Source organism: Endothiovibrio diazotrophicus, from assembly GCF_054657215.1.
Genome location: NZ_BAAHXB010000129.1, coordinates 1 through 15,670 on the forward strand (window position 1 = coordinate 1; position 15,670 = coordinate 15,670).

Below are 15,670 nucleotides of genomic sequence, written 5' to 3' on the forward strand. Positions count from 1 at the left end.
AGGGCAGGACTAGCCCCTCGGGGCCGCGCTCGCCGTAGCGGAAGGTGCGTCCGGCACGGGCGATATGGTCGATGTAGGCCTTCAGCGTCGAGGGGACGCCGAAGTTGTACATCGGCGCGCCGATCACCACCACGTCGGCGGCGAACAGCTCGTCGATCAGGGCATCGGCGCGGGTGGCCGCCTCGGTGACCGCGGGGGCGTGCTGTTCCGCGGGAGTAAAGAAGGCGGCGAGCAGGGTCTCGTCGAGATGGGGAAGGGGGGCGGCGCCCAAGTCGCGCTCGACCACCCGGTCCTCGGGATGGTGCTGTTTCCAGCGGGCGATGAAACGGCGGCCCAGTTCGCGGGAGGTGGAGCCCTCGCGGCGGGCGCTGGAGTCGATGTGCAGGATGGTGCGGCTCATTCTCGATCCCTCCAGGGAGAAAGGGGGTGGATGGTGAGAAGGAGTGTAGATTTGTTGCGTATCCTGGATTAGCCGGGGCTCATTGGATGAACTGTTCCGAGTGCGGAACAATGTGGGCCGCGAAAGAGGAGCGTCAAGGGGTATCCGAGCGCTCGATCCGCTCGGTCAACAGCTCCAGGAAGTTGCGCACCTTCGGCGTCAGGTGGCGCGGCGAGGGGTAGACGGCGTAAAGCCCGCCCTCGGGCAACGACCAATCGCGGAGCAGCTCCACCAGCCGGCCGTCGCTCAGCTCCCGCCGGCAGAAATCGTCGGGGATGATCGCCACACCGAGGTGGGCCAACGCGGCGTTGCGGATCAGGTGGAGATTGTTGGCGCGCAGGCGCGGCTGGAGGGTGACCGTGGTGGCGCCGTGCGATCCACTGAAGTGGAGCGGTTCGGGGCCGCCGTGGAGCAGGCAGTCGTGTTCCTTCAGTGCCCGCGGAGTGTCCGGTTCGCCATGCTGGGCGAGGTAGGTAGCGGTTGCACAGACCACCAGCCGGCTGGTGTAGAGGCGTCGCGCGATGAGGGTGGAGTCGGCCAGCTGGCCGCCGCGCAGCACCAGATCGAAACCCTCCTCCACCAGGTTGACGTAGCGGTGGGTGAGGTCCAGCTCCACCTCCACCTGCGGGTAGTGGACCAGGTAGTCGGTGATTGCGCCGCCCAGCCATTCGGCCAGCTCCACCGGTGCCGACAGGCGCAGCCGGCCGCAGGGGGCCTCGCGGGAGTGGCTCACCACCCGCTCCGCTTCCTCCGCCTCCTGCACCACCCGGGCGCAGCGTTCGTAGTAGGCGGCGCCCAGCTCGGTGAGGGTCACCTGGCGGGTGGTGCGTTGCAGCAGGCGGACGCCGAGCCGCTCCTCCAGCGCTGCCACCTTGCGGCTCACCGTGGATTTGGGCAGGGCGAGGGCGCGGGCGGCACCGGTGAAGGTGCCGGCCTCCACCACCTTGACGAAGATGGTCATCTCGTTGAGGTCGATCATGGGGGCTTCGGTTGATGTTGGTGGATTCTGGTGGATTCTGGTGGATCTGGTGGATTCTGGTTACGACGCTCTGCGTCGTAACCGGCGGCCCTTGGACGCTCTGCGTCCTGCTCTACCGGCGGTGGTTGCCGAAACGGCGCCGACGCGGAGCGTCGAGGTCAGCTCCTCTGCCGGCTCGGAGGCCGCGGTTACCACGCGGAGCGTGGTAACCAGGGGTGGTCTTTCCAACCAGGGGTGGTCTTTCCAACCGGGGGCGACGTCGACACCTGGGGGTGGTTTCGTCCGACACCCGCTATCATAGCGCCATGAAGATCGCAGTCCTCTCCGACGTCCACGGCAATCTGCCCGCCCTCGATGCGGTGCTCGAGGATATCTTCCGCTGGGGCCCCGACGAGGTGATCCTCAACGGCGATCTGGTGAGCCGCGGCCCCTATAGCCTCGACTGCCTCCACCGTCTGCGCGCGGCGTTGCCGGGGATTCGGCTGCTGGCCGGCAACCACGAAGAGTACGTGGTGGAGGCCCAGCGCGAGGTGCCGGAGCCGGACACCCCCCAGTATGAACTGACCCGCTTCGCCCGCTTCGCCGCCGACCAGTTGGGCGAGGCGGAGCTGGCGCGGCTCGGTGGTTGGGCGGACCACCTGGACCTGACCGATCTGGAGGGGGGCAGCGGGGTCCATGTCACCCACGGTTCGCGCCTCGGTAACCGGGCCGGGATCAGCGCCTCGGTGCCCGACGAGGAGTTGCCGGCGCGGCTCGGCGACCGGCGCGACCTCTTTATTGCCTCCCACACCCACAAGCCGCTGCTGCGCCGCTTCCGCGACACCCTGATCGTCAACGTCGGTTCCGTCGGCACCCCGATGGACGGCGATCCGCGGGCCAGCTACGGGCAACTCACCTTCCGCGACGGCCGCTGGTCCGCCGAGATCCGCCGCCTCGCCTACGACCGGATGCGCACCGAGCGGGACTACTTCGACAGTGGTTTCATGGCCGCCGGTGGGCGTTTCGCCGAGATCATCCTCGCCGAGTTTCGCGAGGCGCGGGTGCTCGCCGGGCCGTGGATGCGCCGCTATCACCGGGCGGTGATCGACGGCGAGCTGACCCTGGACGAGGCGGTGGGGCGCCACCTGGAGGAGCAGGCGGTGCAGGGGAAGGGGTTGTTGTAGCCGAAGCGGGGGTGGTGTAGGTCGCCGCTACCGCGGCGACGTGAGCGGAGGCAGCGGGGTTCGGGCCGGTTGGTCCCGTCCGACGGCTTCGTCCCGTTCGGCAGGATGGACACGGGGTTTATCGGGAGTGCCTCGTCGCATGCCGTGCCGACCCCTGTTCCGGTCCCGACGAAAAAAGGCGCGCAGAGTGATCCGCGCGCCTTTTTTATCGTGGGTCGCCGACGTTCAGGCGCTGGCGGCCCGCACCGTCGAATCCGCCCCGATCGGCGAGACGGTGGCCTGCGGACGGCGCCCCGCGATGAACAGCGCTCCTTCCGGCGGGGTCGGATTGTCGGGGAGCAGGGCGGCGGCGGCCTTCAGATGGCGGGCGGCGTCGAAGTCTCCCTCGGCGGCCAGCCGGCGGTGGCAGTGCCAAGTCATGAAGTCGTGGTAGGCGCGGGCGATCCCCGCCGGGTTGCCGCCGTGGCGCAGCCGTGGGATGTCGAGCAGCGCGATGCGGGCGTGGCGCTCCTCGGCCTCGCTCAGGTGGTCGGCGCGGATGCGGCTGTTGAACATGACCGTCTCGTCGTCCAGCGCCGGGTCGCCCTCGCCGCGCTCCAGGTCGGCGAGTAGCGCCTCCACCTCTTCCCGCTCCGCGCGGCCCAGCTCCAGGCGGGCGGCGAGCCGGTTCCAGCGGTGGAGCAGGCGGTCGGGAAGGCGGGCGGCGATCCCCTCGACCAGCTCGGCGGTGTCGCCGCGGAGCGCCTCGGCGAAGGTGTCGTCGGCGCTCAGCAACTGGCTCAGCATCTCCGGGGCGAACCAGCGGGCCAACTGCGGCAGCAGTACCAGCAGGTTGTTGTCGCGCACCTCCGGCGCGGCGTAGGCGAGGGTCTGCACCGCCAGCAGGGCGCCGATCTTGATCAGTTCCGGATTCTCCGAGTGCCAGTAGCTGAGGCCCTGGTGGAACAGCGAATCGGCGACGTTGGGGCGGTCGGCGGCGCTGATCTTCAATTGGGCCACCTCTTCGAACAGCCACAGGTAGAGCTGGTCGTAGCCGTAGTGCTCCTCGGCGAAGCGGCGCCCCTGTTCGGCGATCCGCGCCCCCTCCATCGGCTCGCTGAGGTAGTGGAGCAGCTTCTCCTCCAGTTCGTCGAGGCGGAACTGCACCAGGTGCTCGCCGTCGCGGAAGTAGTCGCCGATGTCGCTGGGGATGGTGTGCCGGTCGTTGGTCAGCTGGAGCAGCAGGCAGCCGGCGGCCAGCGCCTCGCAGGTGACCCGGTTGTAGGGGCCGTGGATCCCCACCACGTTGACCGCGATGCGCGAGCGGGCGAGCAGCTCCAGCCGCTCGGCCTCCTCCAGGGCACCGGCGTGGCGGAAGGTGAAACGGCCGGGGTGGCGACGCTCCAGCGCCGCGATCCGCTCGATCACCCGCGCCCGCAGGTCCCCCTCGAATTCCGAGGCGAAGGTGTCGTCGAAGGTGATGGCGACGTCGATCTCCTTGCGGTGGGCGGGGGCGACCACGCCGCCCATGGCGGCCCAGTTGAGGCCGAAGGGGATGTCGAGCACGTGGCGGTCGGTGAGCGCCTTGAGGTGGGGGACGAAGGTGGAGGAGAGTGGCACCACCACGTCGAACAGCCGGGCGGCGTGACGCACCGCGTCGCGGCGGAATACCTCGTGGATGCCGGCGGCGGTGGGGAACGGCGCCTCCTCCAGGCCCGAGGGGAGGAGGTGGCGGCCGTCCACCTGGATGTCCCAGAAGATCAGCGGGGTGAACCCCTCCGGCAGCCGCGCGAGGATCCCCTGGAGGCTGTCGGCGTAGGGATTGAAGGGGATGCGGTCGATCGCCGCCTGGGCCTCGATGATGGTCAGCGAGACCACGTCGGCGTAGCGGATCAGGTCGAAGGTGTGGACGTTGGGGAAGGCGTGGCGGCCCATGGTGCCGACCAGGATCTGGGGACGCTGCGGCAACACCGCCAGGTTGCGCAGGCGGAACTGGTTGAAGCGGCGCAGCGCCTCCGGGTGGTGGGGGGCGAGTTCGACCAGCTCCCGGTACTGCTCCTCGCACTCGTTGAGCGCCCGGGCGTCATTCCCGGCCATCGCCTCGACGGCGGCCAGGTTCTCCAAAATGGTCGAAATGTCGGTGGTACCGGTCATATCCATCTCCCCCTTGGGCGGTTGTTGTCGAGGCGCCGGCGTCGGAAAAATGGCGCCTCGCTGGTGGTGGAGTGGGATAATGCAGGGGACGTGCCAGGGGTGGGCGGCGTCGATGGAGGCCCTCTTTGTGAGGGGAAACGTCAGGCGGCGATGAGCATGTTGATCTCGGTGGTGGTGATCCTTGCCTGCTCCTCGTCAGAGGGATGGCAGCGCTGGTCGTTGGCGGAGGTCAGGCAGTAGGCCTGTTCGACCTGGACCAGGGCGGCGCGGGTTTTGTCTCGTAGCCCGCTGTCCGCTGCGAGGTTGTGGTACAGGTCGCGCGCGTCGACACGGCCGAGGCCGGCCGCTCGATTTTCCGGGCAGCGAACCGTCGAACCCCTGCGCTGCGCTGCGGTATTCAAAATAGAGCGCGTCCCCCTGATGATGCCAGCGTCGCGGCTCTGCTTCGCGGAAGGCAGATTCGATCTCATCCCGGTATTGCCGCTCCCGCAGAAGCCAGCGGGGAGGACGTTAGTCCTTTCCGACCCCTATCGCCCCTTTCTTACCAGCGGACGAGAATGCGGGCGCGGGTCTGTCCGGCGGGAAGGCGGGCAAAGAAAACGGGCGGCCCGAAGGCCGCCCGTTTCATTCACTCGAGACCTGAGGGATTCGGGCCCCCAAGGCCCGAATCCCTAGAGCATGTCACCCGGCGTGTAGTTCTTCTCCAGCAGCTTCGCCTGGGCCGCCGCCAACCGCGCCACCGGCACCCGCGGACCGGAGCAGGAGACGTAGTTGAGGCCGACGTGGTGGCAGAAGCGGATCGAGCGGGGGTGACCACCCTGTTCGCCGCAGATCCCCACCTTCAGCCCCTCGCGGCTGGCGCGGCCATCGTTGACGGTGATCTCCATCAACCGACCGACGCCGTTGTAGTCCAGCGACTCGAAGGGGTTGTCCTTGAGGATCCCCGCCTCGATGTACTGCGGCAGGAACTTGTTCTCGGCGTCCTCGCGGGAGAACGAGAAGGTGGCCTGGGTGAGGTCGTTGGTGCCGAAGGAGAAGAACTCCGCCTCCTCGGCCAGGCGCCCGGCGCGCAGCGCGCCGCGCACCGTTTCGATCATGGTGCCGAACTTGAACTTGAGCTTGACCCCGTACTGGCTCTCCACCTGGGCCTGAACCTCGTCGACCATCTTCTTGACGATCTTCAGCTCCTCGGGGCTGACCACCTGCGGCACCATGATCTCGGGTTCGACCGCCACGCTCTCCTTCTCGCACTCGGCGGCGGCCTCGAGGATCGCCTGGATCTGCATCCGGTAGATCTCGGGGAAGGTGACGCCGAGGCGCACGCCGCGGTGGCCGAGCATCGGGTTGACCTCGAACAGCGCGCGCACCTTGGAGAGCATCTTCTCCTTCTTGGCGATCGCCTCGCCGACCAGCTCGGCGTTGAGGGTGTCGAAGGGCGCGGGCATCTCGGTGCTGGCGCCGGGGCGCAGCAGGCGCAGGCTGAGCACCAGATCGTTGAGGCCGGTCATGTTGGTCTGCAGCGCGCGCAGGTGGCCCAGCTCGTCGAGGAGCTGGCTCTCGGTGGGCAGGAACTCGTGCATCGGCGGGTCGAGCAGGCGCACGGTGACCGGGCTCGGCGACATCGCCTTGAAGATCCCCTTGAAGTCGCCGCGCTGGATCGGCAGCAGCTTGGCCAGCGCGTCGCGACGCTCCTCCAGGGTGTCGGCGAGGATCATGTCGACCACGATCGGCAGCCGGTCGACGTCGTTGAACATCCGCTCGGTGCGGCACAGGCCGATGCCCATGGCACCGAAGCTGCGCGCCTTCTCGGCGGCGGGCGGGGTGTCGGCGTTGGCCATCACCTTGAGGGTGGCGACCTCGTCGGCCCAGCCGAGCAGCGTCTTCAGGTTGTCGGAGAACTCCGGGTCGACGGTGGGGATCTCGCCGACGTAGACCTTGCCGGAGGAGCCGTCGATGGTGATGGTGTCGCCCTCGTTGATCACGGTGTCGCCGATCGCGGCCATGCGCGCCTTGACGTTGACCGCGATCCCTTCGGCACCGGCGACGCAGGGCTTGCCCATGCCGCGGGCGACCACCGCGGCGTGGGAGGTCTTGCCGCCGCGGGAGGTGAGGATGCCCTGGGAGGCGAAGAAGCCGTGGATGTCCTCGGGCTTGGTCTCCTCACGCACCAGGATCACCTTCTCGCCGGCCCGCCCGATCAGTTCCGCACGGTCGGCGTCGAAGATCGCCTTGCCGGAGGCGGCGCCGGGGGAGGCGGGCAGCCCCTGGGCCAGCGGGGTGCGCTGGTGGTTGGGGTCGAGGCGCGGGTGGAGCAGCTGTTCGAGCAGCTCGGGCTGGATGCGCAGCAGCGCCTGGTTGCGGTCGACCAGCCCCTCGTTGGCCATCTCCACCGAGGTGCGCACCATGGCGGTGGCGTTCATCTTGCCGTTGCGGGTCTGCAGGCAGTACAGCGTGCCACGCTCGATGGTGTACTCGTAGTCCTGCACCTCATGGTAGTGGCTCTCCAGCTTGTTGCGCAGGTCGACCAGCTGGCGGTAGAGGTCGGGCATCTCCTCTTCCAGCGCCGCCACCGGCTTCGGCGTGCGGATGCCGGCGACCACGTCCTCGCCCTGGGCGTTGACCAGGTACTCGCCGAACATCACGTTCTCGCCGGTGCCGGGGTCGCGGGTGAAGCCCACGCCGGTGGCGCAGTCGTTGCCCATGTTGCCGAAGACCATGGTGCAGACGTTGACCGCGGTGCCGTTGGCCATGTCGGGGGTGATCTTGAACTCGCGGCGGTAGTCCACCGCGCGCTTGCCCGACCAGGAGTTGAAGACCGCCTTGACGGAGAGTTTCAACTGCTCCATCACGTCCTCGGGGAAGGGCTTGCCGGTCTGCTCCAGCACCACCTGGAGGAAGAGCTTGGAGATCTCCTTGAGGTCGGCGGCGGAGAGGCCGATGTCGGCGGCCACGCCCGCTTTGCGCTTGACCGCCTCGAAGTGCTCGTCGAAGTGCTCGTCGTCGACGCCCAGGGCGACCTTGCCGAAGAGCTGGATGAAGCGGCGGTAGGCGTCGTAGCAGAAGCGTTCGTTTTCCGTCTGCTTGATCATCCCCTCCAGGGTCTCCTGGTTGAGACCGAGGTTGAGGATGGTGTCCATCATGCCGGGCATCGACATGGCGGAGCCGGAGCGGACCGAGACCAGCAGCGGGTTCTTGGCGCCGCCGAACTTCTTGCCGGTGGCCTTCTCCAGCTCCTTGATGTTCTTCTCCACCTCGTCCATCAGCCCCTTGGGCAGCTTGTGGTTCTCGTGGTCGAGGTAGGCGAGGCACGCCTCGGTGGTGATGACGAAGCCGGGGGGGACGTTGAGGCCGATCTGGGTCATCTCGCAGAGATTGGCCCCCTTGCCGCCGAGCAGCTTCTTGTTCTTGCCGTCACCTTCTTGGAATGCGTAGACGTATTTCGTCATGATCGGACCCTTGTGTCGTTCTAGATGATTTCCGTGGACGGAGTCAGCCGCTAATAGTAGGCGCTCTTGCTGAGATTGTCAGATGGCGTCTGAGTTCATGTCGACCGGCCGTGCCCGGGGAAGTTGCCGATGGATTGTGCCAAGGGGATGTTACAGAACTCGAACGCGGTGGTGGTGTTGGTCCACGGGCTGTGGATGGGGCGCTGGGCGATGGTGGGGTGGGAGCGGCGGCTGCGTCGAGCAGGGTTCCAGTGCTGCCGCTTCGGCTATCCGACCACCTCGCGGCCGTTGGAGGAGAGCGTGGCGGCGCTGGCGGCGCGGGTCGCCGCGCTGGAGGCGCCGACGGTCCATTTCGTCGCCCACAGTCTGGGAGGAATCCTGGTGCTGCGCTATCTGCTGGCCCATCCGGAGGCGCCTCCAGGGCGGGTGGTGCTGCTCGGTTCGCCGCTGCGCGGCAGCGGGGTGGCGCGGCGGGTGGTGGAATGGGGCTGGGGTCGTCGGTTGCTCAAACGGGCGGCGGTGCCGCTGATCGAGGGGGTGGCACAGGTCCCGGAGGGGCGCGAGGTGCTGATGGTCGCCGGGGATGTCGCCTTCGGTTTGGGGCGGGTGCTGCCGGGGCTGGGGAGCCCGAGCGACGGTATGGTGACGCTGGAGGAGACCCGCCTGCCGGGGCTGGCCGGCCACCGGGTGGTCGGCGCCACCCACTCCGGACTGCTCCTCTCGGCCGAGGCGATGGCATTGGCGGCACGGTTTCTTGGGGCCGGGTGATTCGGGCGTAGGTCGGCGCTACCGCGCCGACGCGAACGGGGGCAGCGGGCGTCGAGTGGCGACGTCCTTGTTGAGCGGTATCTCCCGTTCGACGAGTTGGATCGTAGCCGATACGGCGTTGCTTCCGTTCGCGTCGGCGCGGTAGCGGCGACCCCTATCGCGCTGCACTTGCCCCTGGTTATGACGCTCTGCGTCGTAACCGGATACCTTGGACGCTCTGCGTCGTAACCGGACACCTCGGTCGCTCTGCGTCCGCCAACGGGGCAGGGCGCGGAGGTTTCGGTGCCTCCGTTCGACACGACGCGGAGCGTCGCAGAGCGGCGTTCCCAGGCAGAGCGGCGTTCCCAGGCAGAGCGGCGTTCCCACGCAAGAGCGGCGTTCCCACGTAAGAGCGGCGTTCCCACGCAAGAGCGGCGTTCCCACGTAAGAGCGGCGTTCCCACGCAAGAGCGACGTTCCCACGCAGAGCGTGGGAACGAGGGGGAACTCCTTATCCTTCATGCCCTTCATCTCTTCACCTTCATGTTCTTCATGGTTCAATATCCCGCCGCTTGGGCCTCCTCTCGCCCGGTGGTAAAATCCCGCGTTTTCGCAGGCTTATCGTTAGAGACGAGGTATTCCATGGCAGGTCACAGCAAGTGGGCCAACATCCAGCACCGCAAGGGCGCCCAGGACGCCAAGCGCGGCAAGCTCTTCACCAAACTGATCCGTGAGATCACCGTCGCCGCCCGCTCCGGCGGCGGCGACCCCAACTCCAACCCGCGGCTGCGCCTGGCCATCGACAAGGCGCTCGCCGGCAACATGACCAAGGACACCATCGAGCGGGCGGTGAAGCGCGGTTCCGGGGCGATGGAGGGGGACAACTACGACGAGATCCGCTACGAGGGCTACGGTCCCGGCGGTACCGCGGTGATGGTCGACTGCCTGACCGACAACCGCAACCGCACCGTCGCCGAGGTGCGCCACGCCTTTTCCAAATGCGGCGGCAACCTCGGCACCTCCGGCTCGGTGGCCTTCCAGTTCACCCACTCCGGGGTGATCAGCTTCCCTGCCGGCGCCGACGAGGATACGGTGATGGAGGCGGCCCTGGAGGCGGGGGCGGAGGACGTGGTGAACAACGATGACGGCTCCTTCGACGTGCTGACCACCCCCGAAGCCTTCATGGAGGTGAAGGAGGCGCTCGCCGCGGCCGGTCTGGAGGCGGAGAGTGCCGAGGTGACGATGCGTGCCGCCACCCCTAGTGCCGTGGGCCTGGACGACGCCCAGAAGATGATCCGCCTGCTCGACATGCTGGAGGATCTGGACGACGTGCAGAACGTCTACTCCAACGCCGATATCTCGGAAGAGATCCTGGTGCAGTTGGGCTGATCGTTGAAGAGAAGAATTGGACAGGATTTGCAGGATTAACAGGTCAGAAGGCTGAATGCTGTTTCGTGTCCAGGCTTCTGCCATTTTTCTTCCCGAAGATGAAGAATTGGACAGGATTGACAGGATTTGCAGGATTAACAGGTCAGAAGGTTGAATGCTGCTTCGCGGGTGGCGCACACCGAATCGCTTGGTCCTCGCGGTAATTTCCGGTTAAGACGCTCCGTGTTGTAACCCCCTATCTTGCAGGGCGTGGAAGCGGGAGAATGGGAGGGAACGATCCGGCGAGCACGAAGGCAAGATAACCCTCTACCCTCTGACCTGTTAATCCTGCAAATCCTGTTAATCCTGTCCAATTCTTCGATTCAAAACCGGTTAATCCTGTCCGGTCTTCCTTTAATTCCCTAACCGGGTCCCCCATGCCACGCATCCTCGGAATCGACCCCGGCTCGCGCTTCACCGGCTACGGCATCATCGACGTGGAGGGCCCTCGCTCGGGCTACGTGGTGAGCGGCTGCATCCGCATCAAGGAGGGGCCGTTGCCGGAGCGGCTGAAGCAGATCTTCGAGGGGGTGAGCGAGGTGATCGAAGCGTTCTCCCCCGAGCAGATGGCCGTCGAGATGGTCTTCATGCACCGCAACGCCGACTCCGCCCTCAAGCTGGGCCAGGCGCGCGGTGCGGCGATCGTCGCCGGGGTGACCCGCGGCCTGCCGGTGGACGAATACACCCCGCAGCAGATCAAGCAGGCGGTGGTCGGCGGCGGGCGGGCCGCCAAGGAGCAGGTGCAGCACATGGTCAAGGTGCTGCTCGGCCTGCAGGGCGAACTTCAGGCGGACGCCGCCGACGCCCTCGGCGTGGCGCTGTGCCACGCCCACAGTGCCGGTACCCTCGGCCGCATCCCCGGTGCGCGGCGCACCGTCTATCGGAGACTGCAATGATCGGACGACTGCGCGGCGTCATCGCCGAGAAACACCCCCCCTTCCTGCTGGTCGACGTCGGCGGTGTCGGCTACGAGCTGGAGGCGCCGATGTCCACCTTCTACGTCCTGCCGGAGGTGGGCAAGGAGGTGGTGCTGCACACCCACCTGGCGGTGCGCGAGGACGCCCACACCCTGTTCGCCTTCGCCACCCCGGCGGAGCGTACCCTCTTTCGTAGCTTGATCAAGGTGAGCGGCGTTGGCGCCAAGATGGCGCTGGCGATCCTCTCCGGCATCGGCACCGACGACTTCGTGCGCAGCGTTCGCGACGGCGACGCCACCGCGCTCACCCGCGCCCCCGGCGTTGGCAAGAAGACCGCCGAGCGGCTGGTGGTGGAGATGCGCGACCGGTTGAAGGATTGGGGGATGCCGGAGGTGCTGCCCGCGGGTGGCGCCCCGGCGGCGTTGGCCCCCAGGGCGGGGGAGTTGGAGGATGCCGTGAGTGCCTTGATCGCCTTGGGTTACAAGCCGGCGGAGGCCTCCCGAATGGTGGGGGCGGTGGAGGAGGAGGGGCTCGCCAGCGAGGAGATCATCCGGCGTGCCCTTCAGGGGGTGATGAAACGGAAGTAGCCGACACCTTTTCCGATTCATGAACGCCTGTAACGAATCTTTGTATTGTGTTTAAGGAAAAATACGACAAGAATCGGCGGTGATTTGCTCGGGAAATCCTCTCTCCCTGTCGCCGGACCGGGAGATGGGCCCAACTCAATCAAGTGGGGGATCGCCGGAAATGCCGATGAGTCACAGCCTGGGGTTTCGTTTCGGCTTGATCATTGCGGTGCTGTTCGTCTCGATGATGGCGCTGCTGTTCGCTGGATATGCCTACAAGGATCAGGAGTCGGCCATCGGGAGCGAGGTGCATGCCGCCCGCAATCTGATCCTGATGGCCGAATCGGTGCGCGAGAACATGGAGGCGAAGTGGGAGGTGGGCCTGTTCTCCGCCGAGGTGCTGCGCCGAGCGGCGGAAGACGCCTCCCTCAGCGAGAAGGAGCGCAGGACCAAAGTGCTCGCCGGTGTCCCGGTGGTCACGGCCTGGGAGTCCGCCAAGGCGAAGGCGAGGGAGGGCGGTTTCGAGTTCCGCACCCCGCGGGTCGGCGCCCGCAACTCCGACAACGAGCCCGACGCCGTGGAGGCCGTGGCGCTCGACTACTTCAAGTCCAACCCCGCGGCCGTCGAATACTACATGGTCGACGATGAACGCAACGCGGTGCGCTACTTCCGCCCGGTGCGCCTCGGTGAGAGCTGCATGGTCTGTCACGGTGATCCCGCCACGTCCAAGGAGCTGTGGGGGCGCGACGACGGCAAGGACGTGACCGGTTACCGGATGGATGGCAAGAAGCCGGGTGACATGCACGGCGCCTTCGAGATCATCCGCCCGCTGGACGACGCCCAGGCGGCACTCAGCGCCAATCTGTGGCAGGGCTCGCTGGTGATGGTGGTTGCCCTGGCGGGCGCGCTGATCCTGCTGGTCGGGCTGATGCGCCGCTACATCGTCACCCCCCTCGGCCGGGCGGTGGAGGTGACCCGGCAGGTGGCCGCCGGCGATCTCTCCGGCGCCGCCATCGAAGTGACCTGCCGCGGCGAGGTGGGGCTGCTGATGGAGTCGCTGGGGGAGATGAAGGAGAAGCTCTCCGCGATCGTCCGCTCGATCCACCTCTCCTCCGGCGAGATCGCCACCGCCGCCCACGAGATCGCCGCCGGCAGTCTCGACCTCAGCCGGCGCACCGAGCAGCAGGCGGCCAGCCTGGAGGAGACCGCCTCCAGCATGGAGCAGCTCACCTCCACGGTGAAGCAGAACGCCGACAACGCCCGCCAGACCAACCAGCTGGCCGGCGAGGCCCGCGGCAAGGCGGAGCACGGCGGTCAGGTGGTGCAGCAGGCGGTGGAGGCGATGTCCGGCATCAACGCCTCCTCCAAGCAGGTGGCCGACATCATCGGGGTGATCGACGAGATCGCCTTCCAGACCAACCTGCTGGCGTTGAATGCGGCGGTGGAGGCGGCCCGCGCCGGCGAGCAGGGACGCGGCTTCGCCGTGGTCGCCGCCGAGGTGCGCAAGCTGGCCCAGCGCTCCGCCGACTCGGCCAAAGAGATCAAGGAGCTGATCCAGAAGAGCGTCAACCGGGTCGAGGAGGGTAGCCACCTGGTGGAGAACTCCGGCAAGGCGCTGGAGGAGATCGTCCAGGGGATCAAGCGGGTCTCCGACGTGGTGGCCGAGATCAGCGCCGCCAGCGCCGAGCAGTCCGCCGGCATCGAGCAGGTGAACAAGGCGGTGATGTCGATGGACGAGGTGACCCAGCAGAACGCCGCCCTGGTGGAGCAGACCGCGGCGGCGGCCAAGTCGATGGAGGATCAGTCCGCCGAGATGAGGAAGCTGATCGCCTTTTTCAAGGTGGAGGGCGGCGGCTCCTCCGAGCCGACGCCGCGCAGCGCTCCCGCGCACCCGCCCCGTCCCGCGCCCAAGGCCGCCCCCAAACCGAAACCGCGGGCGGCGATCCCGGCACCGAAGCGTGCTCCGCCGCCGAAGGGTGACGAAGGGGACGAGTGGGAGGAGTTTTAGGAGGCTTCGGCTTTAGATCTCAGGCTTCAGGCTTCAGGCTTCAGGCGAAGGGGCGACGAGGGTCGCCCCTTCGCCTTTTCGGATCTCTGGATCCCTGGTTGCGACGCTCTGCGTCGCAACCAGGGATCTTGGACGCTCTGCGTCCTTGGGCGGAGCGGGATGCAACGTTGTGGTGCTTTCGTTTGGCACGACGCGGAGCGTCAAAGCAGACGTTTCCATGCAGAGCGTGGAAACGAGAAGGAGGCTTCAGGCGAAAACGGCGACTCTGGTCGCCGTTTTCGTTATGGTTGTTGCGGGATGGTGTAGTGGGATGCGTCGATGGGAAGGCGAAACCCTACCAAGGTCGTCAGGTTCGCAATATCCTGGTGAAGTATCGAATGGTGGAGGGGCGGTGATGTACAAGTACGAGACGATCATTTACCGGAGCGAAGAGGACCAATCCTACGTTGCCGAGGTGCCGGGGTTGCCGGGATGCATGGCCCATGGGGACACTCGGGAGTCGGCCCTCGCTTCGGCCAAGGAGGCGATCTCGCTGTGGATCGATACCACCGAGGAGTTCGGTGATTCCATACCCGAGCCGCGGGGGCGCCGCTTGATGTACGCCTGACGCCTTCGTCACTCGCTTATCCGTTACCCGCCATCCGTCACTTTTTTCAATGATCCAACACGACCGCCTGATCTCCGCCGCCGGCTCCTCCGAAGACGAGGCGATCGATCGCGCCATACGTCCGAAGCGCCTCGACGACTACATCGGCCAGCCGCGGGTGCGCGAGCAGATGGAGGTGTTCATCCCCGCCGCGCGCAACCGCCGCGAGGCCCTCGACCACGTGCTGATCTTCGGGCCACCCGGCCTCGGCAAGACCACGCTCGCCCACATCATCGCCAACGAGATGGGAGTCCACCTGCGCCAGACCTCGGGGCCGGTGCTGGAGAAACCGGGGGACCTGGCGGCACTGCTGACCAACCTGGAGCCCCACGACGTGCTCTTCGTCGACGAGATCCACCGCCTCAGCCCGGTGGTGGAGGAGGTGCTCTACCCGGCGATGGAGGACTACCAGATCGACATCATGATCGGCGAGGGCCCCGCCGCCCGCTCGATCAAGCTCGACCTCGCCCCCTTCACCCTGGTCGGCGCCACCACCCGCGCGGGACTCCTCACCTCGCCGCTGCGCGACCGTTTCGGCATCGTCCAGCGCCTGGAGTTCTACTCGGTGGCGGACCTCTCCACCATCGTCGCCCGCTCCGCTCAGATCCTCGGCATGGAGATGGACCCGGAGGGCGCCCACGAGGTGGCGCGCCGCTCCCGCGGCACCCCGCGGATCGCCAACCGGCTGCTGCGCCGGGTGCGCGACTACGCCGAGGTGAAGGCCGATGGCCACGTCACCATCGAGGTGGCGGGGCGGGCGCTGGACATGCTCAACGTCGATGCCGAGGGGTTCGATTTCATGGACCGCAAGCTGCTGCTGACCATGATCGAGAAGTTCGACGGCGGTCCGGTGGGGGTCGACAACCTGGCCGCCGCCATCGGCGAGGAGCGCGGCACCATCGAGGACGTGCTGGAGCCCTACCTGATCCAGCAGGGCTACCTGATGCGCACCCCCCGCGGACGGGTCGCCACCACCAACGCCTACCGCCACTTCGGTCTCAAGCCCCCGCATCCCGCGCGCGCCGAGGCGCTGGAGGATCTCTTCGACGGCGACCAGCAGGGAGCTGTTTGAGGGCGGCTTCACCGCTCAACGAAGGCGCCGCCCCGCAACGGGTGGCATTGGCCGTCCCGAGCGGATCGCCACTTCGAAAACCCGTATCTTCGTGGTTGTTCCGGGCCTCCGGCGAATAAGGGCTCGC

The 15,670-nt window shown here is 67.1% G+C and carries 13 protein-coding genes; 8 read left to right on the forward strand and 5 right to left on the reverse strand.

Annotated features, from left to right (window positions below; translation table 11 throughout):
• A partial coding sequence (locus ACYQ2W_RS22260) for an FMN-dependent NADH-azoreductase (RefSeq protein WP_459872399.1) occupies positions 1-400 on the reverse strand: 400 nt, incomplete at its 3' end.
• A gap of 133 nt (positions 401-533) precedes the next feature.
• Positions 534-1,418, reverse strand: coding sequence for a LysR family transcriptional regulator (locus ACYQ2W_RS22265; RefSeq protein ID WP_459872402.1), 885 nt, complete (start codon positions 1,416-1,418; stop codon positions 534-536).
• 305 nt (positions 1,419-1,723) lie between these two features.
• On the opposite strand from ACYQ2W_RS22265, the gene ACYQ2W_RS22270 reads away from it, so the two are divergent.
• Complete coding sequence (locus ACYQ2W_RS22270) at positions 1,724-2,581, forward strand: metallophosphoesterase family protein (protein ID WP_459872405.1); 858 nt, start codon at positions 1,724-1,726, stop codon at positions 2,579-2,581.
• A gap of 225 nt (positions 2,582-2,806) precedes the next feature.
• Here the strand turns inward: ACYQ2W_RS22270 and ACYQ2W_RS22275 are convergent, their stop codons facing one another.
• From ACYQ2W_RS22275 to ppdK, 3 genes are all read right to left on the reverse strand, one after another.
• Positions 2,807-4,714: a glycosyltransferase gene (locus ACYQ2W_RS22275; RefSeq protein WP_459872407.1), complete on the reverse strand. Its 1,908-nt coding sequence runs from the start codon at positions 4,712-4,714 to the stop codon at positions 2,807-2,809.
• Between the two features lie 140 nt (positions 4,715-4,854).
• Positions 4,855-5,184, reverse strand: coding sequence for a hypothetical protein (locus tag ACYQ2W_RS22280; RefSeq protein WP_459872410.1), 330 nt, complete (start codon positions 5,182-5,184; stop codon positions 4,855-4,857).
• Between the two features lie 201 nt (positions 5,185-5,385).
• The gene (gene ppdK, locus ACYQ2W_RS22285) at positions 5,386-8,160 is read right to left on the reverse strand and encodes a pyruvate, phosphate dikinase (protein ID WP_459872413.1); all 2,775 of its coding nucleotides are present in this window, start codon (positions 8,158-8,160) and stop codon (positions 5,386-5,388) included.
• Positions 8,161-8,307: 147 nt separating this feature from the next.
• Here ppdK and ACYQ2W_RS22290 point away from each other — a divergent pair, with 147 nt between their 5' ends.
• The 7 genes from ACYQ2W_RS22290 (at position 8,308) to ruvB (ending at position 15,543) form a co-directional block, all read left to right on the forward strand.
• Positions 8,308-8,928 carry an esterase/lipase family protein gene (locus ACYQ2W_RS22290; RefSeq protein WP_459872416.1) on the forward strand — a complete coding sequence of 207 codons (621 nt, stop codon included), beginning with the start codon at positions 8,308-8,310 and terminating at the stop codon, positions 8,926-8,928.
• Positions 8,929-9,548: 620 nt separating this feature from the next.
• Positions 9,549-10,295 carry a YebC/PmpR family DNA-binding transcriptional regulator gene (locus ACYQ2W_RS22295; RefSeq protein WP_459872418.1) on the forward strand — a complete coding sequence of 249 codons (747 nt, stop codon included), beginning with the start codon at positions 9,549-9,551 and terminating at the stop codon, positions 10,293-10,295.
• A gap of 416 nt (positions 10,296-10,711) precedes the next feature.
• Positions 10,712-11,230, forward strand: coding sequence for a crossover junction endodeoxyribonuclease RuvC (gene ruvC / locus ACYQ2W_RS22300; RefSeq protein ID WP_459872421.1), 519 nt, complete (start codon positions 10,712-10,714; stop codon positions 11,228-11,230).
• The gene (gene ruvA, locus ACYQ2W_RS22305) at positions 11,227-11,838 is read left to right on the forward strand and encodes a Holliday junction branch migration protein RuvA (protein WP_459872423.1); all 612 of its coding nucleotides are present in this window, start codon (positions 11,227-11,229) and stop codon (positions 11,836-11,838) included. Before ruvC ends, ruvA begins: the two co-directional genes overlap by 4 nt.
• A gap of 166 nt (positions 11,839-12,004) precedes the next feature.
• Positions 12,005-13,825 carry a methyl-accepting chemotaxis protein gene (locus ACYQ2W_RS22310; protein ID WP_459872425.1) on the forward strand — a complete coding sequence of 607 codons (1,821 nt, stop codon included), beginning with the start codon at positions 12,005-12,007 and terminating at the stop codon, positions 13,823-13,825.
• 394 nt (positions 13,826-14,219) lie between these two features.
• Positions 14,220-14,432 carry a type II toxin-antitoxin system HicB family antitoxin gene (locus ACYQ2W_RS22315; protein ID WP_459872428.1) on the forward strand — a complete coding sequence of 71 codons (213 nt, stop codon included), beginning with the start codon at positions 14,220-14,222 and terminating at the stop codon, positions 14,430-14,432.
• Between the two features lie 49 nt (positions 14,433-14,481).
• Positions 14,482-15,543: a Holliday junction branch migration DNA helicase RuvB gene (gene ruvB, locus ACYQ2W_RS22320; protein WP_459872431.1), complete on the forward strand. Its 1,062-nt coding sequence runs from the start codon at positions 14,482-14,484 to the stop codon at positions 15,541-15,543.
• Positions 15,544-15,670 lie beyond the last annotated feature (127 nt).

Excerpts from the sequence above, each read along its gene's own strand:
- ACYQ2W_RS22265 (WP_459872402.1), bottom strand. The coding sequence starts at position 1,418 with ATGATCGACCTCAACGAGATGACCATCTTCGTCAAGGTGGTGGAGGCC.
- ACYQ2W_RS22270 (WP_459872405.1), top strand. The coding sequence starts at position 1,724 with ATGAAGATCGCAGTCCTCTCCGACGTCCACGGCAATCTGCCCGCCCTC.
- ACYQ2W_RS22275 (WP_459872407.1), bottom strand. The coding sequence starts at position 4,714 with ATGACCGGTACCACCGACATTTCGACCATTTTGGAGAACCTGGCCGCC.
- ACYQ2W_RS22280 (WP_459872410.1), bottom strand. The coding sequence starts at position 5,184 with ATGAGATCGAATCTGCCTTCCGCGAAGCAGAGCCGCGACGCTGGCATC.
- ppdK (WP_459872413.1), bottom strand. The coding sequence starts at position 8,160 with ATGACGAAATACGTCTACGCATTCCAAGAAGGTGACGGCAAGAACAAG.
- ACYQ2W_RS22290 (WP_459872416.1), top strand. The coding sequence starts at position 8,308 with ATGTTACAGAACTCGAACGCGGTGGTGGTGTTGGTCCACGGGCTGTGG.
- ACYQ2W_RS22295 (WP_459872418.1), top strand. The coding sequence starts at position 9,549 with ATGGCAGGTCACAGCAAGTGGGCCAACATCCAGCACCGCAAGGGCGCC.
- ruvC (WP_459872421.1), top strand. The coding sequence starts at position 10,712 with ATGCCACGCATCCTCGGAATCGACCCCGGCTCGCGCTTCACCGGCTAC.
- ruvA (WP_459872423.1), top strand. The coding sequence starts at position 11,227 with ATGATCGGACGACTGCGCGGCGTCATCGCCGAGAAACACCCCCCCTTC.
- ACYQ2W_RS22310 (WP_459872425.1), top strand. The coding sequence starts at position 12,005 with ATGAGTCACAGCCTGGGGTTTCGTTTCGGCTTGATCATTGCGGTGCTG.
- ACYQ2W_RS22315 (WP_459872428.1), top strand. The coding sequence starts at position 14,220 with ATGTACAAGTACGAGACGATCATTTACCGGAGCGAAGAGGACCAATCC.
- ruvB (WP_459872431.1), top strand. The coding sequence starts at position 14,482 with ATGATCCAACACGACCGCCTGATCTCCGCCGCCGGCTCCTCCGAAGAC.